This is a genomic window from Ruegeria sp. BC2 (genome assembly GCF_056539245.1).
The window spans coordinates 1609981-1635525 of record NZ_JBQFUQ010000001.1; the positions used below are offsets into that span (position 1 = coordinate 1609981).

Below are 25545 nucleotides of genomic sequence, written 5' to 3' on the forward strand. Positions count from 1 at the left end.
CCGGCCTACAGCACCTGATCCAGAACCCGCTTCAGCCGGGCCACTGTGCCATCAACATCATACAGCTTGTCCAGACCGAACAGGCCCAGACGGAAGGTGCTGAACCCTTCGGGCTCGTCACATTGCAGCGGCACCCCGGCGGCGATTTGCATGCCCAGCGCGGCGAATTTCCTGCCGTTCTGCACCTCGGGATCGTCGGTATAGCTGACCACCACCCCCGGCGCGCCAAAGCCTTCGGCCGCGACCGAAACGACCCCCTTGTCGCGCAGCATCGCCCGCACCGCGTTCCCCAGCCGCCATTGCGCATCGCGCAACTTTTCGAACCCATAGTCGCGGGTCTCCAGCATCGTGTCGCGGAACGCCCGCAGCGCATCGGTGGGCATGGTGGCGTGATAGGCATGGCCGCCGCCCTCATAGGCCTGCATGATCTGGCGCCATTTCTTCAGGTCCAGCGCGAAACTGTCCGAGGTGGTCTCGACCAGCCGCTCTTCGGCGCGGTTGGACAGCATGGCCAGACCGGCGCAGGGCGAGGCGCTCCAACCCTTTTGCGGGGCCGAGATCAGAACGTCCACGCCGGTGGCCTTCATGTCGATCCAGGCACAGCCCGAGGCGATGCAGTCGAGCACCATCAACGCGCCGACCTCGTGCGCGGCAGCGGCCATCGCGGTGACATAGTCATCCGGCAGAATGACCCCGGCCGAGGTTTCCACATGCGGCGCAAACACCACGCTGGGTCGCTGGCTGCGAATGGTTTCGACCACCTCGTCGATCGGCGCCGGCGCAAAGGGCGACGGGCTGGAATTCCCCGTTTGACGAGCCTTCAAAACGGTGGCCGAGGCCGTCAGCCCCCCGGTTTCGATGATCTGGCTCCAACGATACGAAAACCAGCCGTTGCGTACCACCAGCACGTTGGCGCCGCGGGCGAACTGTCGGGCCACGGCCTCCATCGCATAGGTTCCGCCGCCCGGCACCACGGCCACGCCGTCCGCACCATAGACCTCACGCAGCATCCCTGAGATGTCGCGCATCACCCGCTGGAACGCTTGCGACATGTGATTGAGCGAGCGGTCGGTGAACACGACCGAGAATTCTTCGAGCCCGTCCGGATCGACTGTATTCAACAATGCAGGCATGTTGTCTCCTTTTCTGGGTTGCTCACTTTCTGAAGGCTTTGCATCTGTTGGTAAAGTGCTCATTGACCCTCATGCGCTCCCCCTAAGTCAACGGTCAGAAGCTCGGCTGCACACCCGTCTCAGCAGCCTGATAGGCCGAATTGACGCCAATTAGTGTCACCTCTCTCTTTACACCTTGACGTGTTTCTGAACAGATACGCACATCTTGAGCTTGAAAGGATATTTTAGACCGTGAACGTTCAAAAGCGGATCAGTTTTCAATTCGTTCGGGACGAAGTGAAGCGGCGGATCGAGACACGGGTCTGGCCCCAAGGTTCCTTGCTGCCGACCGAAACCCAGCTTGCCGAAGAGTTCAACTGCGCGCGTGCAACCGTCAACCGTGCGCTGCGCGAACTGGCAGAGCAAGGGTTCGTCGAGCGCAAGCGCAAGAGCGGAACGCGGGTCAAGAAATCACCCAGCAAACAGGCCAAGCTGGAACTGTCGCTGGCCCGTCAGATCGTCGAAGACCAGAACCAGACCTACCGCTATGCCCTGGTCGAGCGCAGCATCGACAAGAGCCCGGGCTGGCTCAGCTCGCAACTGGGTCTGCCGCCGCAATCGCAGATCCTGCATCTGGTGTGCATGCACTATGCCGACAACCGCCCGTTTCAGCACGAAGAACGCTGGATCAACATTTCGGCCGTCCCCGAGGTTGAAGATGCCAATCTGGAAGAAGTCGGGCCGCATGAATGGCTGTTGAATGCGAACCCCTTCATTGACGCCGAGCTTGCACTCTACGCCATTTCCGCCGACAGCCACTTGGCAGATTATATGGGAACGACGACCGGGGCCGCGATGATTCAGCTTGAGCGCACGACCTGGAAAGACGGACAGCCGGTTTCGTTTGCCCGCCTGACCCACCATCCGGGCTATTGCATCCGTACCCGTTACTGACCGCTAGCCAATCGGCCCGGGCAGGCGTTCTTCGCTCAGCAGTACATTTGCTTCGACATCCCCGGCCCCCGGCAGGGTCATGATACGACGCCGCAGAACACGCTCGAAATCTGCCAGATCGCGTGCCACCACCCGCAGTCGGTAGTCATACAGGCCCAGTACGTGTTCCACGGTTTGCACCTCGGGAATGGCGCTGACGGCGCGTTCGAAATCTTCGAGGCTGACCTGCCCTTTGCGCGCCAGCTTGACGCCCAAGAATACGGTGACGCCGAACCCCAGCGCCTCGGCGTTCAGGCGCAGCCTGCGCCCCTTGATGATGCCCGCCTGCTCCAGCCGCCGGATCCGGCGCCAGGTGGCAGGCTGCGACAGACCGAAACGCCGCCCCAGCGCACCTGCACTCTGCGTCGCGTCCTGAGCCAAAGCGCGCAGCAGTTTGCGGTCCAGTTCATCCAGTTCGATCATACCGGCAGCACCTCGTCCCGCTTGACCCGCGCGATGTGCATCAGGGCCTCGATATCGGCGATATGCGGCAGGGTCAGGATACGATCGCGATAGACCTGCTGATAATGCGCCATGTCCCGCGCGATGACGGACAGGCGGACATCCACCCGCCCCAGAAAGGTCTGGATCTCGATCACCTCGGGCACTTTGCGGGCGGCTTCGGTGAATTCGTCGAATGCGCGCGGCTGGGTTTTGTCCAGCGTCACCCGCAGCGACACCTCGACCGCATAGCCCATGGCGGACCAGTCGATCACGGCCTCCTGCCCCTGAATGATCCCGGCGGCCTGCATCTTCTCGATCCGCCGCCAGCACACGCCATTGCTGATCCGGCACCGCTCGGCCAGCTCGGCGGTGCTCAGGCTTGGGTCAGCCTGAAAATGGCGCAGGATACGGCGGTCGATGTCGTCAAGCATGACTTTTTCAAGTTTTCCGGTTTCTAAGAATTATTCTTCGCTTCTGTCGTCAATATCCAATGCCATCGCTCTCGCCAATAGCAATCACTGCAGATAGAACCGCAGCAATCGAAACAGAAAGGACCGGCAAAATGCGCGTCTATTACGATCGCGATTGCGACATCAACCTGATCAAGGACAAGAAAGTGGCCATTCTGGGCTATGGCTCTCAAGGCCACGCCCACGCGCTGAACCTGCGCGACTCGGGCGCCAAGAACCTGGTCGTCGCCCTGCGCGAAGGCTCGCGCTCGGCCAAGAAAGCCGAAGCCGAAGGCCTGCAGGTGATGGGCATCGCCGAGGCCGCGGCCTGGTGCGACGTCATCATGTTCACCATGCCCGACGAGCTTCAGGCCGAGACCTACAAGAAATACGTGCATGACAACATCAAGCCCGGCGCGGCAATCGCCTTTGCCCACGGCCTGAACGTGCATTTCGGCCTGATCGAGCCAAAAGAGGGCGTGGACGTCATCATGATGGCCCCCAAAGGCCCCGGCCACACGGTGCGCGGCGAATATGTCAAAGGCGGCGGCGTGCCCTGCCTGGTGGCGGTCCACACCGACGCGACCGGCAAGGCGCTGGAAATCGGCCTGTCCTATTGCTCGGCCATCGGCGGCGGCCGTTCGGGCATCATCGAGACCAACTTCCGCGAGGAATGCGAAACCGACCTGTTCGGTGAGCAGGCCGTTCTGTGCGGCGGTCTGGTCGAACTGATCCGCTGCGGCTTTGAAACCCTGGTTGAGGCCGGCTATGCGCCCGAGATGGCCTATTTCGAGTGTCTGCACGAGGTGAAGCTGATCGTGGACCTGATCTATGAAGGCGGCATCGCCAACATGGACTACTCGATCTCGAACACCGCGGAATACGGTCAATACGTGACCGGCCCGCGCATCCTGCCCTATGAGCAGACCAAGAAGGCGATGAAAGAGGTTCTGAACGACATCCAGCAGGGCAAGTTCGTGCGCGACTTCATGCTGGAAAACCAGGTCGGTCAGCCCACGATCAAGGCCTCGCGCCGTGCCAATGACGAACACCAGATCGAAGAAGTCGGCAAAAAGCTGCGGGGCATGATGCCCTGGATTTCGGCCGGCAAGCTGGTCGATCAGGAAAAGAACTAAGCCCGAACGGCTTGAACCCAAGGGCGGCCCCGGAGGCCGCCCTTTTCATGCAAAACGGATGAACAGGCAGCGATGGTGCCTCAACCCGACATACGCGACTGGAGCGGCGTCATTGCCCTGGGCCTGATCTGGGGCGGCACCTTCATGGTCGTCGCGATGGCGTTGGAAGACTATGGCCCGATCACGGTGGCCACTGCGCGGACGACGCTGGGCGCGGTGATGCTGTTGGCCTTGATGGGGCTGACCGGGCGGCGTATCCCCAGCCTGACACCAAGTCTGGCGTGGTCGGTGATCCTGATCGGCATCCTGTCCACCGCGCTGCCTTTCGTGCTGCTCAGCTGGGGGCAGCAATATGTACCCTCGGCCTTTGCCGGACTGTCCATGGCCGCAATTCCGCTGATGGTTCTTCCGCTGGCGCATTTCTTCTCGGACGAACCCCTGAACGCACGTCGTTTCGTCGGGGTATCCCTGGGTTTCACCGGAGCGCTGGTGCTTATCGGCCCGGGACTGGCGCAACTGGGCAGCGGGGCCGAGCCGCTGGCCCAACTGGCCTGCATCGGGGCGGCGTTCTGCTATTCGGTGGCGTCGATCCTGACCCGGCGCTGCCCGCCGATCGACCCGGTGGTTCTGGCCGCACTGACATTGGTGGTGGGCGCGGTGATCCTGCTGCCGATCATGATGGCGACCGAAGGCGTGCCCACCCCGCGGGGTCTGCGCCCCACGCTTGCCTTAATCGTGCTGGGGCTTGTGCCAACGGCCTTTGCGACGTTGCTGCGGGTGTCGATCATTCGCAGCGCCGGGTCGGTCTTCATGACGCTGGTGAACTATCAGGTGCCGGTCTGGTCGATGATCTTCGGCGCATGGATCCTGTCCGAGGCGCTGCCGCTGCGGTTCTACATCGCGCTGGCGCTGATCCTGACCGGAATGGCGATTAGCCAATGGTTCAGTTTGCGCAGGATGCTGTTGGGCTACTGACGCGCGGCGGCTTCGACCTCGGCCACGATCCCATCGACGACCTGTGCCAGAAGGACGTCGTCCTCGCATTCCGCCATCACGCGGATCAAGGGCTCGGTGCCCGACTTGCGGATCAGCAACCGCCCCTGCCCGTTCAGCCGCGCCTCGGCATCGGCAATCGCGGCCTTTACCGTGTCCGCTTCCAGCGGGGCCTGCCCCTCACCATAGCGCACGTTCTTCAACAGTTGCGGCACCGTCTCGAACTGCTGCGCCAGATCCGAGGCTTTGCGCCCCGAATTCACCATCTCGGCCAGGAAATGCAGCCCCGCCATCAGGCCATCACCCGTGGTGGCATAGTCGCTCATGACGATATGGCCGGATTGCTCACCGCCAAGGTTGAACCCGCCTTCCCGCATACGCTCGACCACATAGCGGTCACCGACCGCCGTCCGTTCCAGCCGCAGCCCGCGCGCGCCCAGAAACCGCTCGAGCCCCAGGTTCGACATGACGGTCGCAACAAGCGCGCCGCCTTTCAGCCGTTCGGACGAGGCCCAGGCGGTAGCCAGAAGAGCCATGAGTTGATCGCCATCGGCGACCTGTCCGGTTTCATCCACGATCACGACCCGGTCGGCATCACCGTCGAGGCAGATGCCCACATCCGCCCCATGCGCCACGACGGCCTCGGCCGCCACGCGCGGCTGGGTCGAGCCGCAACCCAGGTTGATGTTCTTGCCGTTGGGTGCCGTTCCCACCGGGATCACCTCGGCCCCCAGCTCCCACAGGACCTCGGGCGCGGTGCGGTGCGCGGCGCCGTTGGCGCAGTCGATCACCACCTTGAGGCCATCCAGACGCAGCTCGCGCGGCAGAGATGACTTGACCCGCTCGCCATAGCGGAACCGCGCGTCATCGACGCGCCGGGCGCGCCCGATATTCTGCGCCTGCGCTGGTTTGACCCCCTCTTCGATCAGCTGTTCGATTTCAAGTTCGGCCTGATCGGACAGTTTGAACCCATCGGGGCCGAAGAACTTGATCCCGTTGTCCTCGGCCGGGTTGTGGCTGGCCGAGATCATTACACCCAGATCGGCCCGCATCGACCGGGTCATCAGCCCGACTGCCGGTGTCGGCACCGGCCCCAGCAGCAGCACGTTCATGCCGGTCGACGTCAGACCCGCCGTCAGCGCGTTTTCCAGCATATAGCCCGACAGGCGCGTATCCTTGCCGATCACCACCCGGTGAACGCCCGAGCCATCCCGGCGGAAGTACCGCCCCACCGCCGCGCCGATCCGCAACGCCATCTCGGCCGTCATCGGATAGGTGTTGGCGGTGCCCCGCACCCCGTCGGTTCCGAACAGCTTGCGCATACCTGCTACTCCACAAAGTCCTGCCTGCGACCCGATTACCGGACAGCGGCCCACAGGCGCAAGGCCTGAGCGGTCTCGGCCACGTCATGCACCCGGATGATCTGCACACCTTGCGACAATCCTGCCAACGCAACGGCGATTGATCCCGGCGCGCGGGCATCCTTGCGCGGTTCCGCGCCGATCCGGCCGATGAAGCCTTTGCGTGACACGCCCAGCAGGATCGGGCAGCCCAACCCGTGAAACAGGCTGAGATTGCGCAACAGGGTCAGGTTGTGCTCCTCGGTCTTGCCGAACCCGATACCTGGATCAACGATGATCCGGCCCCGATCCAGCCCGAGGCCTTCCAGTCGGGCCACCTGCCCGGACAGGAAATCGTAGACGTCCAGCAGAACGTCGTCATAGGTCGGGTTGTCCTGCATCGTGGCCGGGTCGCCCTGTATGTGCATCACGCAGACCGGCGCATTGATTTCAGCGCAGAAAGCCCCAAGCGCGGGATCGAAGGTAAAGCCTGAAACATCGTTGATCAGCCCTGCCCCGGCCTCGACTGCGGCCCTGGCCACGGCGGATTTGCGCGTGTCGATCGAGATCAGCGCCGGTGTCTCAGCCCGGATCGCGCGGATCAAGGGCTGGGTGCGGGCGATCTCTTCGTCCTCGGGCACAAAATCCGCACCGGGGCGCGTGGATTCACCGCCGATGTCCAGAATGGTCGCACCGTGCGCGACCATTTCCCGGGCTGCTGCACACGCGGCGTCGGGGGTGTTGTGCTTGCCACCGTCGGAAAAACTGTCGGGCGTGGCGTTCAGGATGCCCATGATCTGCGGCTGCGTCATCTCCAGCCCGGCAATCGCGGCGCGCGGTTGCGTCAGCCGGTCGAGCCACGTTTCAGGGATATCGGCAGCCGCAACGATCCGGGGTGCCGCGTCACGCTGCAGACATTCGGCATGGGTGAACCACAGGTCCTGCCCCGCCAGCGGCAAGGCCCCGTCCGGGCGCACAGGCCCGTGTTGCACCAATGGGCGATAGTAACTGGTCACAGTTGCGCCTGCTCCACCGGAACCGCCCGGAGCGGCGTTTTGGGCGACTCGGGCAGTTCCCCGCCAATGACCAGCATTTCGCTGGCCTCAAAGGTGGCGGCAAACCAGGCCGCCAAGGCCACCGCGTCGGACGGTGCCGCCGAAGGTCCATCGACCGCGTCCAGCACGATCTTGGACGGTGCCCAGACACAGATCTGGCCGTTCTTCATGGCCCAGTCCAGTTCGGTCCGGGTAGAGACGACGACACAGCGATGATCACGCGCGGCCAGCACCCAAGCGTTCTGCTCGATCGCCAACAGGTCGATCCGGCGCTGGGTCATGGCATGGCCGGTCTGCGGCACCGGCAGATCGGAGGCGCCTACGCACAGAATCAGCGGTCGCTGTCGGTTTTCCAACTGGTCGATCCAGCCCGACAAATTTTCGGACTCAATCGCTGCGTTCGACAGAAAGACCAGCCGGGGATGTGGGCGCTCTTCTTCGATGACATCGTGATGGACGGCATCCTTGCCACGAACGATTTCGACGCCCAAAGCACCCGGACCGCGATCCAGTTTTTCAATGCGTACAAAAGCTCTTACCGCCTGAGGTTCAAGCAGGATCCGCTCGGCTATTCGATCCGCCAGCGTTTCGAGCAAGTTCAGACGCTCGGCCGCGAGTTCATAGGCGATGGCCTCGGTCACCCGGTCATAGGACAGGATGCGATCGACATCATCGTCGATGTTTTCGGTCAGCGGACGCACTTCGACCACAATGTTGAAACAGATGCGCTGGGTGGTGCCCCGTTCGGCCTGAAAGGCGCCGATCTCGACCTCGACAATGTGGTCGCGCAACGAGATACGATCCAGCGGCCCGCGTGGCGCAGTCGCCTCGGACCGTTCGGACGGGTGCGCAAAGGCAAGGCGGATTTCAGTACTCATGGCACGGGCCTTTTCGGGCAGCTTGGACAGGTTTGCCCAATTTAGTGGTTCCGCGCGGCTATAGCATTCAAGCAAACGCCATTCCAGCCGCCGAATGCGGCGTCAGGTGACGCGGTACCAACTCATCATACCCGATGCGGCGTGTCCAAGCATATGGCAATGCAGCAGCCAGTTGCCCGGGTTATCGGTGACCAGCGCGATCTCGCGAGTCTCGCCACGTTCGACCAGAACCGTATCGCGCCATGGCCCAAGACTTCCGTCCGGCAAGATCAGCCGAAAGTGGTGACCATGCAGGTGCATCGCGTGCGGGAATACCGTTGCGTTCACGAAGGCGATCCGGTGAACGCTTCCCAAGGACGCATTCAGAAACGGGTCCTCGGGGCGTTCGGCATAACCGTTCAACGCCCAGAACCGGCCCAGCTGAGCCAGCTCCCGGCCCGAGAGCTCGGTCTCGCCAATCCGCGCGCTTTCAAGCCAGCGCATGGCACCGCCCTGCAGCCTCATCTCGTGCCGCGGTACGTTGTTGATATCCGTCAATTCCGGAAGCGGGTTCGGCGGCAATGGCCGAACTCCCGACCGGGGAGTGGAAGCCGCCTGCCCTGCCACAGAAAATCGGGCCAAACCAAAGGCGCCGTCACGTTCCTGACTGAACAGGCTGGCCGTTTCCGCATCCGCAGCCAGCACATCTACCAACAAATCCGCACGTTGCGCCGGGGCCAGCGGGAACGTGTCCTCAATCGGGATCGGCTCGGCCAAAGGCATTCCATCCAGCGCGACGATCCATCCGGACATTCCGTCGAGGCCCACGGTGAAGACACGCGCATTCGCGGCGTTGACCAACCTCAGACGCAGGCGTTGGTTTTGCTGAACAGGAAAGGATGGGTCGAATGCTCCATTGACGGTAGTGAGGTTTCCCAGCCGACCAGCATGGCTGAGGTCATGACCGTTGTCGAAGTCTTGGGTAATCTGGGCCGTTTCCGGATCAAGTCGCCAGTCATCGAGCATCAGCACCAGATCCTGCCCCACATCCGGCGCTTCGGACTCGTGCACGATCAAAGGGCCATACAGGCCACGGGCCACCTGTTCGACTGACTTGTTATGCGCATGATACCAATAGGTTCCGGCGTCCGGCACGATGAAATCATAGTCGAAGGTCGCGCCGCTTGGAACCGCTTCCTGAGTAAGACCCGGCACGCCATCCATAGCGTTGTCGATGCGGATACCATGCCAATGAACCGAGGTGGCTTGCGGTAATTCGTTCACCAAGCGGCGCTGAACCCGCTCGCCTTGCTGCAGATGGATTGGGCTGCCTGGCACCGACCCATCAAAGCCCCAGATATCGGTTTCCGGATACCCCGGAGGGGCAATCAACTGAGCGCCCTCGCGCGCAGTCAGGGTCAGCGGCGCGGAGCGCGCCAGCGTTGGAAACACCGCAAGCGCGGCGGCAGATTTCAAAAGGCTTCGGCGGCTCAGATTCATTGCGGATCTCCTTGACCGCAATATAGCCCTTGGTTTCACCCGCGCCATCAACGTTCCAGCGCGGGTGCGTCAATGCGCGCTAGTTGCTCGCAGTGCGGTAGTTGTGGCGGTAGAAGATATGCACACCGATGCGCGCTGTTTCCTTGTAAACGCGCGACCACGACGGGCGCACCGCCTTGGTGTGGTAATGCGTGGCCCCCGACGTCAGCGGGTCGCTGACCCCCTCGATCGCCGCCTTGGCAACTTTGGCCACGCGCTCATAGGCTTTCTTCTCGTGAATGACTTCCTTGCGGCCGTCACAGGTATAGGTGAACTGGCACTGATATTTCTTGCCTGTTCCCTGACGGATCACGCCGCAGACGGTGTTCGGGAAACGGGTGCTTTCCACCCGGTTCAAAATCACCTCGGCAACCGCGAATTGGCCGCGCACGCTCTCTCCGCGCGCTTCGAAATACAGGGCCTCGGCCAAGCATTTCAGATCTTCGCCACCGCTGGCTTTGGGCTGTTGGTCCAGCCAGGCCTTGGTGTAGGAAATCTCGACCGGTTGGACCTCTTTCCTGGGCTGGAACAGCTTCAGATAGTCGCGAAAGCTTTGTCCCGGCACCTGGTTGCGCGACACCAGTTCGCGCTTGGCAGTCTCGGTGGCTTCCCTCTCGGCAACGGACGCACTCGGCATCACGGTTGCCGCCGCAATGGCAACAGCCAGTATATATCGTAGCATCAGATAACCTCGCACAGGCACTTCACGCGCCATACCCTCCCCCGGCGGGCGCGACGGGGTCTTAACGCAGAAGGCGCGAAAGGTCCAGTTCTGAGGAAAAAGCAAGAAAAATCTTGCCCGCGGGACCAAAATTAATCAGCCACAGGTCCATCCCGAAACCACTATTCCTAGGGCTTTGACGGCCTGTCAACCCCCAAGTTTTGACGAAATCGCCAACTGAGCGGCAGCCAGCCGAGCGACCGGGACTCGGAAGGGTGAACAGGACACATAATCGAACCCCAAATCCCGACAAAGGGCGATTGATTCGGGGTTGCCGCCATGTTCACCACAGACCGAAAGCGTGACATCGGGCCGAGCTGTACGCCCCCGCTCCGAGCCCAGCTTGAGCAGTTCGCCCACCCCATCGGCGTCCAGAACATGGAACGGATCCTCGGTGAACACTCCCTGCCGGACATAGGCCGACATGAAGCGTCCCGCGTCGTCGCGCGACAGGCCATAAGTCATCTGTGTCAGGTCGTTGGTGCCGAAGCTCAGGAACGAGGCATGAGGAGCGATTTCCTCGGCACGCAGACAGGCCCGGGGGGTTTCGACCATCACACCCAACCGGTATTCAAACTCCTGACCACGCTCGGCCGCAACGGCTGCGGCAACCGTGTCCACCCGCGCCTTGATCAGTTCGACCTCGCGCTTGGCCGAAACCAGCGGGATCATGACCTCGGGCACCACCGGCGCGCCGTTTTTGCTGGCTTCGAGCGTCGCCTCGAAGATCGCGCGGGCTTGCATGTCATAGATCTCGGGCACCGTTATTCCAAGGCGTACGCCCCGCAACCCCAGCATGGGGTTGTACTCGCTCATTTCGTCCACCCGACGCTCCACATCCGAAACCGGAAGATCCAGCGCTTCGGCCAGTTCGCGCTGCCCGCTGCGCGTGGTCGGCAGAAACTCGTGCAGAGGCGGATCGAACAGTCGGATGCAGACGGGCTGCCCTTCCATGATCCGGAAAAGTTGCACAAAATCATCGCGTTGCATCGGAAGCAACCGCTCCAAAACCGCCGCGCGTCCCGATGAAGTCTGAGCGAAAATCATCTCGCGCATCACGATCAGACGACCGGGGTCGAAAAACATATGCTCGGTTCGGCACAACCCAATCCCCTGCGCCTGGAAGTTTCGCGCAGCCTGCGCGTCGGCAGGAGTGTCGGCATTGGCACGAATTGATATGTCTCGCTCGGCGTCGGCCCAGCTCATCAAGGTCTGAAAACAGTCATCCAGTGCAGCTTCGAGCATCGCCGGCTCGCCCGCCAACACCTGGCCCGAGCTTCCGTCAATCGTCAGAATGTCGCCTGTGGTGAAAACGCGGCCGTCCGGAACGGTAAGCTGCTTTTTCTTGGTCTGGAACCGCATCTCGGACGCGCCGACGATACAGGGCAGCCCCAGCCCACGCCCGATCACGGCCGCATGGCTGGTCATGCCACCCTTTTCGGTCAGTACGGCGACCGCGGCGTGCATGCCGCGCACATCCTCGGGCGAGGTTTCACGGCGCACCAGAATGCAGGGCTCGCCGCGCGCCGCGCTGGCCTGTGCCTCGGCCGAAGTGAACACGATCCGGCCGGTGGCCGCCCCGGGACTGGCCCCGATACCCGTGGTCAGCACGTCACGCTTGGCCTCGGGATGCACCTGACGGTGCAGCAACTCATTCAGCGAATGCGGATCGATCCGCATGACGGCTTCCTGCGGGGTGATGATGCCATCCTCCGCCAATCGAACGGCGATCCGCATGGCGGCGCGGGCGCTGCGTTGAACGCGGACCCCGTCCAGAATATGCACCTTGCCGTTTTCGATCACGAATTCGACCTGCATCTCTTCGCGCAATTTGCGCCGCATCAACGCCGCATGGGTCTTGAGGTCGGCAAAGGCCTGAGGCGCAACATCCTCGAGCGCTTGCCCGCGCGGGTCCTTTTCAAGGTAGAGGGCCGCAACCCCCTCGCCCAGCGCATCGCGCCCCTGGCTTTGGCTCAGGTAGCGGCCTGTGATCTGCGGCATGCCGGTCGAGGTATCCACCAGCTGCAGCACACCCGATCCGCATTCGCCCTGGCCGACACCGGGGATCATCTCCTGGATGACAAGGCCCAGCCCGGCATCCGCCGGAGCGCCCTTGGCCTGCCGCAACAGGCGGGCGGACGTACCATCCCACGCCCGCGCCATCGAGCGCAGGACCGCCAGCAACTGCTCGCCGCGATCCTGGGGGAACGCTTCGTCAGTTTCGTCCTCATACGCGCGCAGGGTCTGGCGCAGGCCCTCGCGGCCATCGGCTTCGATGTCGTCGAAAACGTCCGCGTCCAGTCGCGCAACGTGGATCGCATAACTTTGGACGAACCGCAGATACAGTGCGGCAGCGGCCTCGGGACCCATCTTGTCGGACAATTCCACGAAACGGGCATCGTTCATCCCGATGTTTAGAACCGCGCCGGGGCCACCCCAGTCAGGGTCCTCGGAACTGGGGCGAACGCACAGCAACGCCGATGCGTCGAACTGTTCAAGTATGGCTTCGATTGCCGGGATATCGCCGTCAGCGATCCGCCGCACCTGATCGAAGGACAGGGCCACCGTACGCGGTACGGGAAGGTCCAACCGCACAAGGCGCTGCAGACATTTCGCCCGGCCGCCATGGGTGTCGGCGGCGACAGGAGCGTCAGGAGTGATGAGCGTGGTATGCGGATTATTCTGCACTGCGGCACCTTTTGGTTTCACCGCAGCATAAGCGCCCCAGCCTTCCGCGCAAGGGCCTTGTGGGCGCGCCAGAGCGCGCCCTTTGGGTCAGCCTTCGATCTTGGTCAGGTCCGCGACGCTGGAGCAGATCTGGCGGATCTGGCTCAGCAGATTCAGGCGGTTGCGGCGCAGCACGGCATTGTCGGAATTGACCTGGACGTCCTCGAAGAACGCGTCGATCGGCCCGCGCAGCGCGGCCATGGCCGCCATCGCCGCCGGGAAATCCTCGGCCTTGAGTGCCGGTGCAATCTTGGCCTGTGCCTGATCCAGCGCGGCGAACAGGGCCTTTTCGCTGTCGGTCTCGGCGAATTTCAGATCGGCACCGAACGAGTATTCGACCCCGTCCTTCTCCTCGGCCTGGGTCAGGATGTTGTTGGCGCGCTTGAAGCCCTGCACCAGGTTTTCGCCATCTTCGGTCGCGATCACCGCATTCAACGCGCGGGCGCGTTTGACCAGCAGGTTGAGGTCGTCATTGCCGTCCATCGCGATGCAGGCGTCGATCACGTCGTGGCGAATGCCCTCGTCGCGGAGGAAGACTTTGAGGCGGTCGTGGAAAAAGGAGATGAGATCGTCAGATGCGTCTGGGACCTTTTTTTCAAGTTCAAGAAAGGCCGTGGCAGGCAATCCTCCGATTTTGTCCTTGACCGCTTGGAATGCAGCACCAAAGACACCTCGCTCTGCAATTTCTTCCAACAGATCAAGAACGTTAGCTTCCGGCAACGCCTCATTGATTGCGCTTTCTGCTCGAATAAGTTGGCTGTCAAAGAAGCGATCCAACGACAGCCGCAGATCGTTTTCGAGAACTAATCGAGAGATACCCAAAGCAGCGCGACGCAAAGCAAACGGGTCTTTTGAGCCGGTGGGCTTTTCATCAATCGCCCAGAACCCGGTCAGCGTGTCCAGCTTGTCGGCAAGCGCCACGGTCACCGAGAGCGGCGCGGTTGGCACGTCATCCGACGGGCCCAGCGGCGAGTAGTGCTCCTGCGCCACGGCGGCCACGGCGGCGTCTTCTCCAGCCGCCTCAATGTAATACCGCCCCATAAGCCCCTGAAGTTCGGGGAATTCATAGACCATCTCCGAACTCAGATCGGCCTTGGCCAGCCGCGCGGCCTTCTCGGCCTGGTCCGGGTCGGCGCCCGTGACCGTGGCCAGTTCGCGGGCCAGCGCGGCAATGCGGTCGATCCGCTGCGCCTGGGTGCCCAGCTTGTTGTGGAAGGTCACGTTTTCAAGTGCGCGGGTCCATTGCGTAATGTCCGATTTGGCGACGCGCAGGTCGTTCTCCCAGAAGAATTTCGCATCGGCCAGACGCGCCGACAGCACCTTCTGGTATCCGGCCAGGATGGTCGCGCCATTGTCGCTGGTCTCGCGGTTGGCCACAGTGATGAACCGTTCGATCCGCCCCGTCTTGGGATTGCGGACCGAGAAGAATTTCTGGTGCTCTTTCATCGAGGTCTGCAGCACCTCGGGCGGCAGGTCCAGGAATTCATCGTCGATCTGCCCCATCAGCACAACCGGCCATTCGACCAGCCCGGCCACCTCGGCCAGCAGGCTCTTGTCCTCGACCACCTCCAGCCCGGCGGCAAAGGCCAGGTTCTGCGCGTCGTTCCAGATGTGCTCGGCCCGTTCCTCGGGCGACAGCACGACGAAGGCGCGCTTCAGCTTGGCGGCGTAATCCTCGAACCCGGTCACGGCAAACCGGCCCGGCGCCATGAAGCGATGGCCCTCGGTGGTGTCACCGGCGGTGATCCCGTCGATCTCCATCGGCACGACCTGCGCGCCGGCTTCATCGCTGAGGATGCACAGGATCGAATGCAGCGGCCGCACCCAGCGCAGGGCCCCGCTGCCCCAGCGCATGGATTTCGGCCAGGGGAAGTTGCGGATCGTGTCGGCCAAAACCTCGGCCACGATCCCGGCCGCCGGGCGGCCCGGTTTCTCGATGGTGGCGAAATAGACCGCACCTTTGGGCGTGTCCCGTTCCTCGAGCTGGTCGCGCCTGATCCCCGCGCCACGCAGGAAGCCCTCGATGGCTTTTTCGGGCGCGCCAACCTTGGGTCCCTTGCGCTCCTCGCGGATGGTGGGGCTTTCCGCCAGCAGCCCCTCGACCGCCAGCGTCAGGCGGCGCGGCGTGGTCAGGGCGTGCGCATGGGCATAGGTCAGACCGGCCTCGACCAGACCGTCGGTGATCCGTTTTTTCAGATCCTCGCCGGCGCGGGTCTGCATGCGCGCGGGGATTTCCTCGGAAAACAGTTCGATCAGCAGGTCGGGCATTTTCGATCCTTAGAAATTGACGATCGTCTGGATGACGATGGCATTGGCGATATCCACGAAGAATGCGGATACAAGGGGGAGCACGATAAAGGCAATAGGCGAAGGCCCGTATCGCTTGGTTACGGCGGTCATATTGGCAATTGCGGTCGGTGTCGCGCCCAGCGCGAAGCCGCCGAACCCCGCCGCCAGCACGGCCGCGCGGTAGTTGGCGCCCATGACCGGGAACAGAACCCAGATCACGAAAGCCACCGCAAACAATGTCTGCGCCGTCATGATCACCACGATCGACAGGCCCAGATCGGCGATGGTCCACAGCTGCAGGCTCATCAGCGACATGGCCAGAAAGGCGCCCAGCGCGAATTCCGAGATCAGCGCCAGCGACGGCGTGCGCGACACCGGCGCGGCGCGCGGGGCCAGCAGCGGGCGCAGGTTGCCGATCACGATACCCATGATCAGGCAGGGCACGAACAGCGGCAGTTTCAAACCCGCGGCCAGGATCACCTCGGACAGAGCATAGCCTGCGATAATGGCCATGTTCAGGTACAGCAGCACCCGCATCACCGTCAGGTGGTCGATCTTCGCGGCCGCGTCTGACGGCTCGTCGGGCACGCCGATTGTATGTTCCTCGTCCGGGCGGTTTGGCGACAGGTCGCGTCCTTCGATCAACAGACGCGCGATGGGGCCACCGACCAGAGCGGCCAGGACCAGGCCCAGGGTCGCCACGGCCACCCCCAGCTCGGTCGCGCCCTCAAGCCCGGTGACCTGCGCGACCTCGGGCGCCCAGGCGATGGCGGTGCCGTGGCCGCCGATCAGTGCGGCCGAGCCGAACAGAACGCCGGACTGCGCCGGATAGCCGAAGGCCGCCGCCCCCGCCGCGCCGATCAGGTTCTGCGCCACGATCGTCAGCAACGTCAGGATCAGCAGCAGCACCAGAGGCTTTCCGCCAGCGATCAGATCGGACAGCCGGGCGTTCAGGCCGATCCCGGCAAAGAACAGCACCAGCAGGAAATCCCGCGCAGTCAGGTCGAACTCCAGTTCCATCCCGAACAACAGATAAAGCGTCAGAACCACCAGCGAGGCCAACAGACCTCCGGTTACGGGTTCGGGAATGTTGAATCGGCGCAGAACCTCTGTGCGGGCGTTGATCTCGGCGCCCATCAGATAGACGGCAAAGCCCAGCGTTGCCGTCAGAAATCCGGGGATTTCAACGATGAACCCCATCCCGACCACTCAGTTTTCCGGTCGGGGCGGGCACTCTTCGCCGACAACCGTTCCGTCATAGGCCTTTTCGCCGCAGTTGTTCAGGGCATGCCAGGCAAAGCCCGAACCGTCCTGCGTTACCGCCACGATCCGATCAACGCCATAGTGGATGTTCTTGACCCCTATGAAAGCGCGGGCGGATCCGTTCGCCAACGCCTCGGCCAGAGTAGCCGCATCATAGCAGTCGAACCAACCTGGGGCCGTCAGCGGCTCGGCCTTTTCGGCGCTCATGTAGCGGACGGCCAGCTGTTCCGGCTTCAGATCTGTCTGGAAACACGCCCGATACCGGATCGGAGAGCTGTCGGCGTCGATCGCCTGAAAAGCGCTGTAGGCAATTGGCACCGGTTGGCCGGTCGCGGTTTCGGTCAGAACAACATCCTGACCGGGCGAGGGTTCGACCTCGTAGTAGTAGCCGTAGACCTGCAGGTAATACATGCTGACGCCAGCAATGACGGCGCAAGCGACCAACAGAGTTGCCAGCATTTTCCCGGTCATGCGCGATCCTCCTGTGGGGTGCGACGGGCCATCAGGCCTCAAAGCCTGCCGCCTCGGTCTGCACGAAGGCATCGGCGCATTGCTTGGCCAGCGCGCGCACCCGCCCGATATAGGCCTGCCGCTCGGTCACCGAAATCACGCCGCGTGCGTCCAGGAGGTTGAAGATATGGCTGGCCTTGATGCACTGGTCATAAGCAGGATGCGCCATGATGATCCGCTTGCCCGTTTTGGGGTCAACGTTTTCCTGGCTCAGGATCGCGGCGCATTCTTCCTCGGCCTCTTCGAAGTGGCGCAGCAGAACTTCTGTGTTGGCCACATCAAAGTTCCAACGGGCGTATTCCTCTTCGGTTTGCTTGAAGATGTCGCCATATGTCAGCGGGCTGGGTGACTGCGGGTCGTTGAAGGGCATGTCCATTACGTGGTCGATGCCCAGAACATACATCGCCAGACGTTCCAGACCATATGTCAGCTCGCCCGAGACCGGCGCGCAGTCATGGCCGCCGACCTGCTGGAAATAGGTAAACTGGCTGACTTCCATGCCGTCGCACCAGACCTCCCATCCCAGGCCCCATGCGCCCAGGGTCGGGCTTTCCCAGTCATCCTCGACGAAACGGATGTCGTGCAGGTCCATGTCGATGCCAATGGCCTGAAGGCTGCCCAGATACAGCTCCTGCAGGTCCGGCGGGCTGGGTTTGATCAGCACCTGGTACTGATAGTAATGCTGCAAGCGGTTGGGGTTTTCACCATAACGGCCATCGGTCGGACGGCGCGACGGCTGAACGTAGGCCGCAGCCCAGGGTTTGGACCCCAGAGCCCGCAGGGTGGTTGCAGGGTGGAACGTACCGGCACCGACCTCCATGTCGTATGGCTGCAGGATGGCACAGCCCTTCGAGGCCCAGTAGTTCTGAAGCCGCAGGATGATTTCCTGAAATGAACGTGGTGCGCTGGACGGTTCGGTCATGACATTCCCTTTGGGCGCGGATTTGCCCGGTTCCGGTCGGTTTTGCCCTTCCTATGCAAGGGGCCAAGGGGCGTCAACGGGCCAATGCCCGCCTGCTGTCACTGTGCCGCCACACCAGAAATTCCCCGTATCGTGGGCATAGCGTTTTCACCCCTGAATCGCGTAAGTTGAGGCAAAGCCAAAACACCGCATAAAACGGGCAGAAAATGACACGCATATTCGTTGCAATTCTTTTACTGATTACAGTCGGCATGCGCGCTGCGTATGCTCAACAGGGGGCTGACGCAGGCGTCTGGGTTCAGGTCGAAGCGCAGCCATCGCTGCGCGAGGCACAGGACCGGGCGCAAGTCTATGCCAATGCCCTGCCCGACGTGAACGGGTTCCGCCTGAACAGCGGCTGGTACGCCATAGTGATCGGCCCCTATCTGCGGGCCGACGCCGAGCAGGTGCTGCGCGTCTACCGGGCCGAACGGCAGATCCCCTCAGACAGTTTCATCACATTCTCAGGCGCCCTGGGGCAGCAGTTCTGGCCAATCGGCGCCAACGTCCTGAACCGCGGGGCAATCACAGCGCCCGTTCAGCCCGAGCCGCAGCCAGAGCAGCCACAGGCCGGTCTGACGCCGCAACCTTCGGACGAGACGAGATCACAGGCCCTGCAGTCCGAGCGGCTGCTGAGCGGACAGGAACGAAAAGACCTGCAAACCGCATTGCAGGCTGCCGGGTTCTACAGTTCGACCATCGACGGGGCATTCGGCCAAGGTACACGCCGGTCAATGGCGGAATGGCAGCGGTTCAACGGCTTTGAACCGACCGGTGTCCTGACGACGGCACAGCGCAAGGCTTTGATGGATGACTACAATGCCCCGCTGATCAGCGTCGGCATGGCCCGTCACGTCGATGATCGCGCTGGGATTTCCGTCGACCTGCCGCTTGGGGTAGTTGCCTTCGACCGATACGAGGCGCCGTTCGCGCATTTCAATTCCAGCGGTGATCTGGACGCACGGGTCGTTTTGATCAGCCAGGAGGGCAGCAAAACCACTTTGCGCGCGCTGTTCGAGGCGATGCAATCGCTCGAGATCGTGCCGCTGAACGGCCCGCGTGAGCTGCGTGGCGACAGGTTTACCATCGAAGGCCGTGGCAACGGGATCGTATCCTATACACAGGCCAATCTGAGCGACGGCAAGATCAAAGGCTTCACCCTTGTCTGGCCCGAAGGCGATGACGCACGCCGCGCCCGGGTTCTGGCGGCAATGATCGCCAGCTTTGAAACCACCGATGGTGTTCTTGATGCTGCGGCTGGTGCCAATGCCGAGCAAAGCATCGACTTGATGTCCGGTCTCCAACTCAGAAAACCACGGTTGTCGCGGTCGGGCTTTTTTGCCGATCCCGACGGTCTGGTCCTGACCGTGGCCGAGGCGGTGCAGAACTGCACCCGCGTCACCCTTGAGGACGGTCAGGAACTGCAAACCGCGTGGAGCGATCCCGAACTGGGCGTGGCGGTCCTGCGCCCCAACAAGACGCTGGCACCGATGGCCGTTGCGGCCTTGAATGAAGCCCAGCCTCGCCTGCAATCCGAAGTGGCCGTCGCGGGGTACTCATATGAGGGCGCTTTGGGGGCTCCGACGCTGACCTACGGCAAGATCGCCGATATCCGCGGGCTGAACGGAGAGGCCGGCGTGACCCGCCTGAGCCTGACCGCACAACCAGGAGACGCTGGCGGCCCGGTATTCGATGATCACGGCAACGTGGTCGGAATGCTGCTGCCTGCGCAGACCGAGGGGCGAACCCTGCCCCGCGATGTCAGCCTGGCTGCCGCGGCCGATCGCCTTCACGAGATCCTGTCAAAGGCCGGGGCAACGGCTCAGACCGCGCAGGAGACCGGGCAAGTTTCGCCTGACGAGTTGAACCGCCGCGCGACTGGCATGACCGTGCTGGTGAATTGCTGGGGTTGACCGAAAGTCACGAATAGAATTTGAGGGCGCCGCAGGACATTGCGGCGCCTTTTTTAGCCCTTCAAGATATCGGGCGTGACGTGCACAAGGGTCGGCACGGGCGCGTCAAAGGCTGCGCGAACGGCAGCCTGCATTTCAGGTAGCGAGTTTGGAGCGGCCGACCGCGCACCGAAAGCCTCGGCCAGCTTGCAGAAATCAGGGTTGCGCGCGACAACCGCGTTCGGAGCAATCTGGCTGCCGACCATGCTGTCCTCGATCTCTTTCAGCTTGCCGTTGTCCCAAAGGATGATGGGCAGCGACAACCCCAGCTCGACCGCCGCACCCAGTTCCTGCATCGTATAGTGGAACCCGTAGTCACCCGCGATCACGGCAGTTGGCTTTCCGCGCCGCGCAACCGCGCCGCCGATCCCGGCCGGCAGTGCATAGCCCAGGGTGCCGAACCCGGTCGGGTGGTGCCAGTGGTATGGGCGCGCCATGTCCCAGACCTCTTTCGCGACATAGGCGAACTGGGTCATGTCGGAATAGATCATGGTGTCGGCGGGCATCGCTGCACGCAAGGCGTCGGCAACCGGCACGATACCCGGTCTTTCCGCGTCGACCTCGGCGCGCCAGCGCGCTCGGGCTTCGGCCACCTCTTCCGGCGACCAGCCGGTGGCCGGTTTGCAGTCTTGGGTCGCGGACCACAGTGAATGGGCAAAACTTTCGCCGTCGGCCTGCAGCTTGACCGCCGCCCGGTGCCGGTCGGTCAGCACCTCGGGGTCGAGGTCAACCCGCACCAAGGTCGCCTTGTGGCCCAACCGGTCGCGCCAAAGGTCGACCTCACCCAATTCGGCACCGACCGCGATGACCAGATCGGCCGACCCAATCACCTCGGCACTGCCGGGTCGCGGCAAGGTCGCGCCGAAATCCAGGGTATAGCCGGTGCCGACCAACCCACGCCCCGCATAAGTGGTGAAACAGGCCGCACCGAGCTGGGACAGAATCTGGCGCCACAGGTTCGACCGTGACCCACCACCCAGTATGAACAGCGGCCGCCGCGCGATGTTCAGCAGTGACAGAACCGGCGAGATGTCCGGCGCCAGAGCCTTGACCCGCACCGCGTCCTGGTTCGGAAAAGGAGCGGGGTCGGCCTCGGCCTCCAACTGCGCGATCGGGACCTGGATATGCTTGGGGCGCGGACGTTTCAGCGCGAACTCCTCAAAGGCGCGTTCGATCAGGCCATAGGCTGATTGCGCGTCGTTTGCCTGGCAGGACCAGTCGGTCACGCATTCAGCGGCCGCGCGCTGGTCTTTCATCTGGTGCAACTGGCCGCGCTGTGCCTGCGTTTCGCTCAGACAGGAGGACAGAACCAGCATCGGAACCGAGTCGGTATAGCCCTGCCCCATCGGCGTCATGACGTTGCACAGGCCAGGACCGGTGATCACGTAGGCCACGCCGGGCTTGCCCGTCGCCCGTGCATAACCGTCAGCCATGAAGCCCGCGCCCTGCTCATGCCGCGCCAGCACATGAGTAATGCCCGCTTCTTCGATTCCACGGTACATTTCCTGATTGTGCACACCAGGAATGCCGAAAATGACTTCGACCCCCCGATCCTTGAGCATGTGCGAGATTTGGGCGCCCAATGGTCTTTTCATCAGCCTCTCCAGAACCGAATGGTGAACAGGACATACACGGCCATCAGCTCCAGCCGGCCGGTCAGCATTCCGAAGGTCAACAACCACTTGGCCGTGTCGTTCAGCCCGGCAAAATTCCCTGCGGGGCCGATCTGATCACCCAAACCGGGGCCGACATTTGCAAGCGCCGTCGCTGCACCGGATACCGCTGTGATGAAATCCAGACCAGTCAGCGCCAGCGCCCAGGACAACGCCCCCAGCGACAGCGCGAAGAACATGAAAAAGCTCATGACCGATGTCAGGACATCGCGGCTGATGGCGCGGCCATCATATTTGGGCACGAACACTCCGTGCGGCGACCGAATCCGGCTGATCTGAGCCTTGATGGAAGCAATCAGCAACTGATAGCGGAAGATCTTGATGGAACAGGCCGTCGAACCGGCGCAACCGCCGATCAGACCGATCATGAAGAACATCATGATCGGAAAACTGCCCCAGGTCATGTAATCGACACTGGCGTAGCCGGTGCCGGAAATGATCGAGGTGATGTTGAACAACGACTCGCGCACCGCCTGTTCCCAGTGGTGCGGAAAGACCGATGTAAGAAAGACAGCCATGATCGCCACCAGAACGGCGATCGTGGCCAGAAAGGCCCTGATCTGGCTGTCTTCCAGGATCGAGCCTGTCCGGCCGTTGACGAATTGCACATACCGCACGAACGGCAGCGCAGCCAGGATCATGAATATGGACGCGGCGTATTCCGCGGGCCCCGAGAACGTACCGAACGAGGCGTCATAGTTCGAGAACCCTCCGGTGGACATGGTTGTGAACGCATGAACGACCGCGTCGAAAAAGTTCATTCCCAAGCCGGCATAAACCAGGGCGCAGGCTACGGTCAGGAATACATAGATCAGCGAAATCTGGCCCGCGATCTCTTGCGCGCGAGGAAGGATTTTCCCCATGGTTTCAAACCCTTCCGAGCGGAATATCTGCATTCCGCCGACCTTGAGCTCGGGCAGGAAAACCATGGCCACGACAATGATGCCGATCCCGCCCAGCCATTGCAGCAAACCGCGCCACAAAAGCAGGCCACGCGGCAGATCATCCAACCCGGAGATTACGGTCGACCCGGTGGTGGTCAGCCCGGACATGGCTTCGAAATAGGCATCGACAAATCGAAGCTCGGTCTCACCGAACACGAAGGGGATTGCCCCGAACAGCGGCAGCGCGACCCAGACGCCAGTGGTCAGCAAAAAGGTCTGACGGATGGTCAGCCCCTCGCCCACACCGTTCGAGCAGCTCATGGCCAGAACCACGCCGGTCAGGATCGTGATGACACCGCTTTCAAAGAAAACGTTCCACTCGCCCCGACCCTCGATGATGTCCGCAAGCATCGGCAACAGCATGGTCGCCCCAAGTATGGCGACCAGCAAGCCAATCACATATCCGACCGGGCGAAGATCCATCATGACGGGCAGCGTTGGCGCGCCGGCCCGAAAGTGTCAAGCAGATGATCTGTGATCAGTCGTCCATTTTTTCAGCCACGGGCGGCATGGCCGGTGGCTTGGACGGCGCACGCGTGCGGCGCGTGGCCGGTTTCGGTGCCTCGGCGGGTTTGGTTGTTGCAGCCGCTACGGGCTTTTTGGCCTTGGCTTCTTCGGTTGAAGCCGCAGGTTTTGCCTCGGTGGGCTTGGCCTTGGGCGTCACGGCCGTTGCGGGTTTCTCCGATGCGACCGGAGTGACGCGCTGTGCAGGAGTGGCCGTTGCGACGGGCTGCGGCGGTTTTTGAGCCGTTGCAGGCGGCGTTTTGGGCTTGGCTGTGGCCTTCGTGACCGGTTTCGGTGCGGCTTTTGCGGGTGCCTTCGGCTTCGGAGCCGGCTTTGCGACCGTCTTGGCCTTGGCCCGGACCACAGGATTCGCCTTCTTCGCGGCGGGTTTGGCCGTGGTTCGCGCCACCGGTTTCTTGGCCGACTTCACGGCCGGCTTCGTTGGTTCGGTGACCGACGCAACCGGTATGGGGAACACGGTTTGAGCAAATGCCTGCATCATTTTCATCTGGCTGGTCACGGCATAGCCGGCCAGACGCACGGCGGCGGCCTGCAGCTCAAGCTGTTGGGCAATGGGATTCATTCCAAGTCTCTCCTGTAGCAATGAAGCAGCCCGATTTCCGAGGTAGAAAAGCCCTTGCCGTTCCGATCGCGCGGACGGACGAAGGTGTATTGCAGTCCAAGGCGTAACACGTCCCGGCTTCCTTTCGGGGTGGTGCGCCACAACTGACATGGCGCGCCACAGCTGCATTCATCTTCAATGTATGCAAATAATCGCGCGCATGCAGCATTTTCCGCTGCATTGCGGCAAAAAGGCGCCTACCGCCCAATATACGCCGGTTTTCGCGGCGTTTTTTGGGTCAGCCGACGTGGAACAGCGTCGTGAACAGGCGCGGGTCCAAGCTGGTGGATGCAAATGTCGGCCCCTCGGTCAGAATCGACACCGCATCGTGGCTGTGCAGACTTTCCTGATGGCTGGCGATGACGCGGAAGTCACCGACGTGATGATCGGCCAGCAGCTCGGCACAGAACAGACGCGCGGCGTCTTCGACAAAGATGGGGCTGGCGGCGTTCAGCTCAGCAAAGGCCTGTTCGTCTTCGCGCTTGACCATCACCTGGGTTTCGGTGGGGACGGCACGGCGGCACAGGGCGATCAGATCCTCGAACCACAGGCAATCGGCGTCACAATCGACCACGACCGAAATGCGCGCCACGGACCGCTGCGAATGCGGCGTCGCAAGCTGTCCGCGCACCGACCGGGCGTGTTCGCTGAGTTCCAGCGAGCATGGGCAGGTCGAAGAATAGACATAGTCGAGATGCATGATCTTCTGACGCACGCCGCCCTGTTCGACCAGTTCAAGCGCGATGTCGTAATACTGATATCCCTCAAGCCCCGAACGCAGGCTTTTGACCCGATCGGGATAGGAGAAGCGCATCTGAAGCCTTGCATCGAAACTGTCGAGGTCGGTCAGATAATCGCTCAGGGCGGATTCCATCACCTCGAAACTGAACGTACGCTCGGCATGCTTGTAGAAGGACCGCATGATCCGGGACATGTTGATGCCCTTTTTCTCGGCTTCGAGGCTGACGGTGCCCGTAACCGAGGTTTCCAGCGTCAGGTCCGGACCGTTCTTGCTGTGAAATCGGATCGGCAGGCGGAAATTCGAGATGCCCACATGCTGGATCTGCTGTTTCGCACCGCGGATCAGGCTTGACGGGCCGTTCTGGAGATCGGGCAACGCAGATTTGTAGGCTTCGTCGACTTTGAAGTCTTCGGGGTATTCACGTGACATCGAAGGGTAGTTGTCCGGTATCAATCCGGGCACCAAACGCGCCACGGCTGGATCAAGCTGGCTGATCTCGGCCTCGCTGGCGCCCTTTGCCCATTTCCGCAGAACCTTGAGAGCCTCAGCGGCCTCGTCCCGATCAGGTTTTTCGTCAATGTCGCGCGAATGAATGTTCATCGGCTGCGTATCCTCGGTGTGTCGTCAGGCCATCTGTGACTGCGGCGGAAACCGCAGTGTAACCCAATACGGGTGAGATAGCAGCCCGGATCGAAAAAACCATCGCAAAACCGCCATTT

The 25545-nt window shown here is 62.3% G+C and carries 21 protein-coding genes; 4 read left to right on the plus strand and 17 right to left on the minus strand.

Annotation, left to right across the window (positions count from 1 at the left end; genetic code table 11):
- Window positions 1–5: 5 nt before the first annotated feature.
- Window positions 6–1133, minus strand: coding sequence for an aminotransferase class V-fold PLP-dependent enzyme (locus ACR0CU_RS07965; protein ID WP_170390471.1), 1128 nt, complete (start codon window positions 1131–1133; stop codon window positions 6–8).
- 231 nt (window positions 1134–1364) lie between these two features.
- Here ACR0CU_RS07965 and ACR0CU_RS07970 point away from each other — a divergent pair, with 231 nt between their 5' ends.
- Entirely contained in the window at window positions 1365–2066 is a 702-nt protein-coding gene (locus ACR0CU_RS07970) for a GntR family transcriptional regulator (RefSeq protein ID WP_170363152.1), read from the plus strand.
- Window positions 2067–2069: 3 nt separating this feature from the next.
- Here ACR0CU_RS07970 and ACR0CU_RS07975 read toward each other — a convergent pair whose 3' ends face one another.
- Both ACR0CU_RS07975 and ACR0CU_RS07980 read right to left on the minus strand, forming a co-directional pair.
- Complete coding sequence (locus ACR0CU_RS07975) at window positions 2070–2528, minus strand: Lrp/AsnC family transcriptional regulator (RefSeq protein WP_170363151.1); 459 nt, start codon at window positions 2526–2528, stop codon at window positions 2070–2072.
- A complete protein-coding gene (locus ACR0CU_RS07980) occupies window positions 2525–2980 on the minus strand; it encodes an Lrp/AsnC family transcriptional regulator (RefSeq protein WP_170366436.1) in 456 nt (151 codons plus the stop codon). Before ACR0CU_RS07980 ends, ACR0CU_RS07975 begins: the two co-directional genes overlap by 4 nt.
- Window positions 2981–3111: 131 nt before the next feature.
- On the opposite strand from ACR0CU_RS07980, the gene ilvC reads away from it, so the two are divergent.
- The gene (gene ilvC / locus ACR0CU_RS07985) at window positions 3112–4134 is read left to right on the plus strand and encodes a ketol-acid reductoisomerase (RefSeq protein ID WP_170390472.1); all 1023 of its coding nucleotides are present in this window, start codon (window positions 3112–3114) and stop codon (window positions 4132–4134) included.
- A gap of 72 nt (window positions 4135–4206) precedes the next feature.
- The gene (locus ACR0CU_RS07990; protein ID WP_170358597.1) at window positions 4207–5109 is read left to right on the plus strand and encodes a DMT family transporter; all 903 of its coding nucleotides are present in this window, start codon (window positions 4207–4209) and stop codon (window positions 5107–5109) included.
- Here the strand turns inward: ACR0CU_RS07990 and glmM are convergent.
- The 10 genes from glmM to ACR0CU_RS08040 all read right to left on the minus strand — a co-directional run bounded on the left by glmM (window position 5103) and on the right by ACR0CU_RS08040 (window position 18350).
- Window positions 5103–6449 (minus strand): phosphoglucosamine mutase, encoded by a 1347-nt coding sequence (gene glmM, locus ACR0CU_RS07995; RefSeq protein ID WP_170446611.1) that lies wholly within the window; start codon window positions 6447–6449, stop codon window positions 5103–5105. The genes ACR0CU_RS07990 and glmM overlap by 7 nt on opposite strands.
- A 35-nt stretch (window positions 6450–6484) precedes the next feature.
- A complete protein-coding gene (gene folP / locus ACR0CU_RS08000) occupies window positions 6485–7483 on the minus strand; it encodes a dihydropteroate synthase (protein WP_170446613.1) in 999 nt (332 codons plus the stop codon).
- The gene (locus ACR0CU_RS08005) at window positions 7480–8400 is read right to left on the minus strand and encodes a dihydroneopterin aldolase (protein ID WP_170370719.1); all 921 of its coding nucleotides are present in this window, start codon (window positions 8398–8400) and stop codon (window positions 7480–7482) included. The genes folP and ACR0CU_RS08005 overlap by 4 nt, the downstream gene beginning before the upstream one ends.
- A 102-nt stretch (window positions 8401–8502) precedes the next feature.
- Window positions 8503–9879, minus strand: coding sequence for a multicopper oxidase family protein (locus tag ACR0CU_RS08010; RefSeq protein ID WP_170446615.1), 1377 nt, complete (start codon window positions 9877–9879; stop codon window positions 8503–8505).
- Between the two features lie 79 nt (window positions 9880–9958).
- Window positions 9959–10600: a cell wall hydrolase gene (locus ACR0CU_RS08015; RefSeq protein WP_170418097.1), complete on the minus strand. Its 642-nt coding sequence runs from the start codon at window positions 10598–10600 to the stop codon at window positions 9959–9961.
- A gap of 186 nt (window positions 10601–10786) precedes the next feature.
- Entirely contained in the window at window positions 10787–13348 is a 2562-nt protein-coding gene (locus ACR0CU_RS08020; protein ID WP_170446617.1) for a putative PEP-binding protein, read from the minus strand.
- 66 nt (window positions 13349–13414) lie between these two features.
- Window positions 13415–15634 carry a glycine--tRNA ligase subunit beta gene (gene glyS, locus ACR0CU_RS08025; RefSeq protein ID WP_170446619.1) on the minus strand — a complete coding sequence of 740 codons (2220 nt, stop codon included), beginning with the start codon at window positions 15632–15634 and terminating at the stop codon, window positions 13415–13417.
- A gap of 9 nt (window positions 15635–15643) precedes the next feature.
- Complete coding sequence (gltS, locus tag ACR0CU_RS08030) at window positions 15644–16855, minus strand: sodium/glutamate symporter (protein ID WP_170402268.1); 1212 nt, start codon at window positions 16853–16855, stop codon at window positions 15644–15646.
- A 9-nt stretch (window positions 16856–16864) separates the two neighbouring features.
- Entirely contained in the window at window positions 16865–17389 is a 525-nt protein-coding gene (locus tag ACR0CU_RS08035) for a DUF6446 family protein (RefSeq protein ID WP_480642791.1), read from the minus strand.
- A gap of 31 nt (window positions 17390–17420) precedes the next feature.
- Window positions 17421–18350, minus strand: coding sequence for a glycine--tRNA ligase subunit alpha (locus ACR0CU_RS08040; protein ID WP_093962505.1), 930 nt, complete (start codon window positions 18348–18350; stop codon window positions 17421–17423).
- 206 nt (window positions 18351–18556) lie between these two features.
- Between ACR0CU_RS08040 and ACR0CU_RS08045 the strand changes: the two genes are divergently transcribed.
- Entirely contained in the window at window positions 18557–20302 is a 1746-nt protein-coding gene (locus ACR0CU_RS08045; protein ID WP_480642793.1) for a serine protease, read from the plus strand.
- 53 nt (window positions 20303–20355) lie between these two features.
- On the opposite strand, the gene ACR0CU_RS08050 is transcribed toward ACR0CU_RS08045, so the two are convergent.
- The 4 genes from ACR0CU_RS08050 to folE2 all read right to left on the minus strand — a co-directional run bounded on the left by ACR0CU_RS08050 (window position 20356) and on the right by folE2 (window position 25426).
- The gene (locus ACR0CU_RS08050) at window positions 20356–21936 is read right to left on the minus strand and encodes a thiamine pyrophosphate-binding protein (protein WP_170446623.1); all 1581 of its coding nucleotides are present in this window, start codon (window positions 21934–21936) and stop codon (window positions 20356–20358) included.
- Complete coding sequence (locus ACR0CU_RS08055; protein WP_170370728.1) at window positions 21936–23384, minus strand: TrkH family potassium uptake protein; 1449 nt, start codon at window positions 23382–23384, stop codon at window positions 21936–21938. Before ACR0CU_RS08055 ends, ACR0CU_RS08050 begins: the two co-directional genes overlap by 1 nt.
- A 52-nt stretch (window positions 23385–23436) precedes the next feature.
- Window positions 23437–24213: a hypothetical protein gene (locus tag ACR0CU_RS08060; protein WP_217356787.1), complete on the minus strand. Its 777-nt coding sequence runs from the start codon at window positions 24211–24213 to the stop codon at window positions 23437–23439.
- A gap of 109 nt (window positions 24214–24322) precedes the next feature.
- A complete protein-coding gene (gene folE2, locus ACR0CU_RS08065; protein ID WP_170446627.1) occupies window positions 24323–25426 on the minus strand; it encodes a GTP cyclohydrolase FolE2 in 1104 nt (367 codons plus the stop codon).
- Between the last annotated feature and the right edge of the window lie 119 nt (window positions 25427–25545).

What these genes read in the sequence shown, in the direction of transcription:
- ACR0CU_RS07965 (WP_170390471.1), bottom strand. Translation starts at nt 1,133, where the DNA reads ATGCCTGCATTGTTGAATACAGTCGATCCGGACGGGCTCGAAGAATTC.
- ACR0CU_RS07975 (WP_170363151.1), bottom strand. Translation starts at nt 2,528, where the DNA reads ATGATCGAACTGGATGAACTGGACCGCAAACTGCTGCGCGCTTTGGCT.
- ACR0CU_RS07980 (WP_170366436.1), bottom strand. Translation starts at nt 2,980, where the DNA reads ATGCTTGACGACATCGACCGCCGTATCCTGCGCCATTTTCAGGCTGAC.
- ilvC (WP_170390472.1), top strand. Translation starts at nt 3,112, where the DNA reads ATGCGCGTCTATTACGATCGCGATTGCGACATCAACCTGATCAAGGAC.
- ACR0CU_RS07990 (WP_170358597.1), top strand. Translation starts at nt 4,207, where the DNA reads ATGGTGCCTCAACCCGACATACGCGACTGGAGCGGCGTCATTGCCCTG.
- glmM (WP_170446611.1), bottom strand. Translation starts at nt 6,449, where the DNA reads ATGCGCAAGCTGTTCGGAACCGACGGGGTGCGGGGCACCGCCAACACC.
- ACR0CU_RS08005 (WP_170370719.1), bottom strand. Translation starts at nt 8,400, where the DNA reads ATGAGTACTGAAATCCGCCTTGCCTTTGCGCACCCGTCCGAACGGTCC.
- ACR0CU_RS08010 (WP_170446615.1), bottom strand. Translation starts at nt 9,879, where the DNA reads ATGAATCTGAGCCGCCGAAGCCTTTTGAAATCTGCCGCCGCGCTTGCG.
- ACR0CU_RS08015 (WP_170418097.1), bottom strand. Translation starts at nt 10,600, where the DNA reads ATGCTACGATATATACTGGCTGTTGCCATTGCGGCGGCAACCGTGATG.
- glyS (WP_170446619.1), bottom strand. Translation starts at nt 15,634, where the DNA reads ATGCCCGACCTGCTGATCGAACTGTTTTCCGAGGAAATCCCCGCGCGC.
- gltS (WP_170402268.1), bottom strand. Translation starts at nt 16,855, where the DNA reads ATGGGGTTCATCGTTGAAATCCCCGGATTTCTGACGGCAACGCTGGGC.
- ACR0CU_RS08035 (WP_480642791.1), bottom strand. Translation starts at nt 17,389, where the DNA reads ATGACCGGGAAAATGCTGGCAACTCTGTTGGTCGCTTGCGCCGTCATT.
- ACR0CU_RS08040 (WP_093962505.1), bottom strand. Translation starts at nt 18,350, where the DNA reads ATGACCGAACCGTCCAGCGCACCACGTTCATTTCAGGAAATCATCCTG.
- ACR0CU_RS08045 (WP_480642793.1), top strand. Translation starts at nt 18,557, where the DNA reads ATGACACGCATATTCGTTGCAATTCTTTTACTGATTACAGTCGGCATG.
- ACR0CU_RS08050 (WP_170446623.1), bottom strand. Translation starts at nt 21,936, where the DNA reads ATGAAAAGACCATTGGGCGCCCAAATCTCGCACATGCTCAAGGATCGG.
- ACR0CU_RS08055 (WP_170370728.1), bottom strand. Translation starts at nt 23,384, where the DNA reads ATGATGGATCTTCGCCCGGTCGGATATGTGATTGGCTTGCTGGTCGCC.
- ACR0CU_RS08060 (WP_217356787.1), bottom strand. Translation starts at nt 24,213, where the DNA reads ATGCAGCTGTGGCGCGCCATGTCAGTTGTGGCGCACCACCCCGAAAGG.
- folE2 (WP_170446627.1), bottom strand. Translation starts at nt 25,426, where the DNA reads ATGAACATTCATTCGCGCGACATTGACGAAAAACCTGATCGGGACGAG.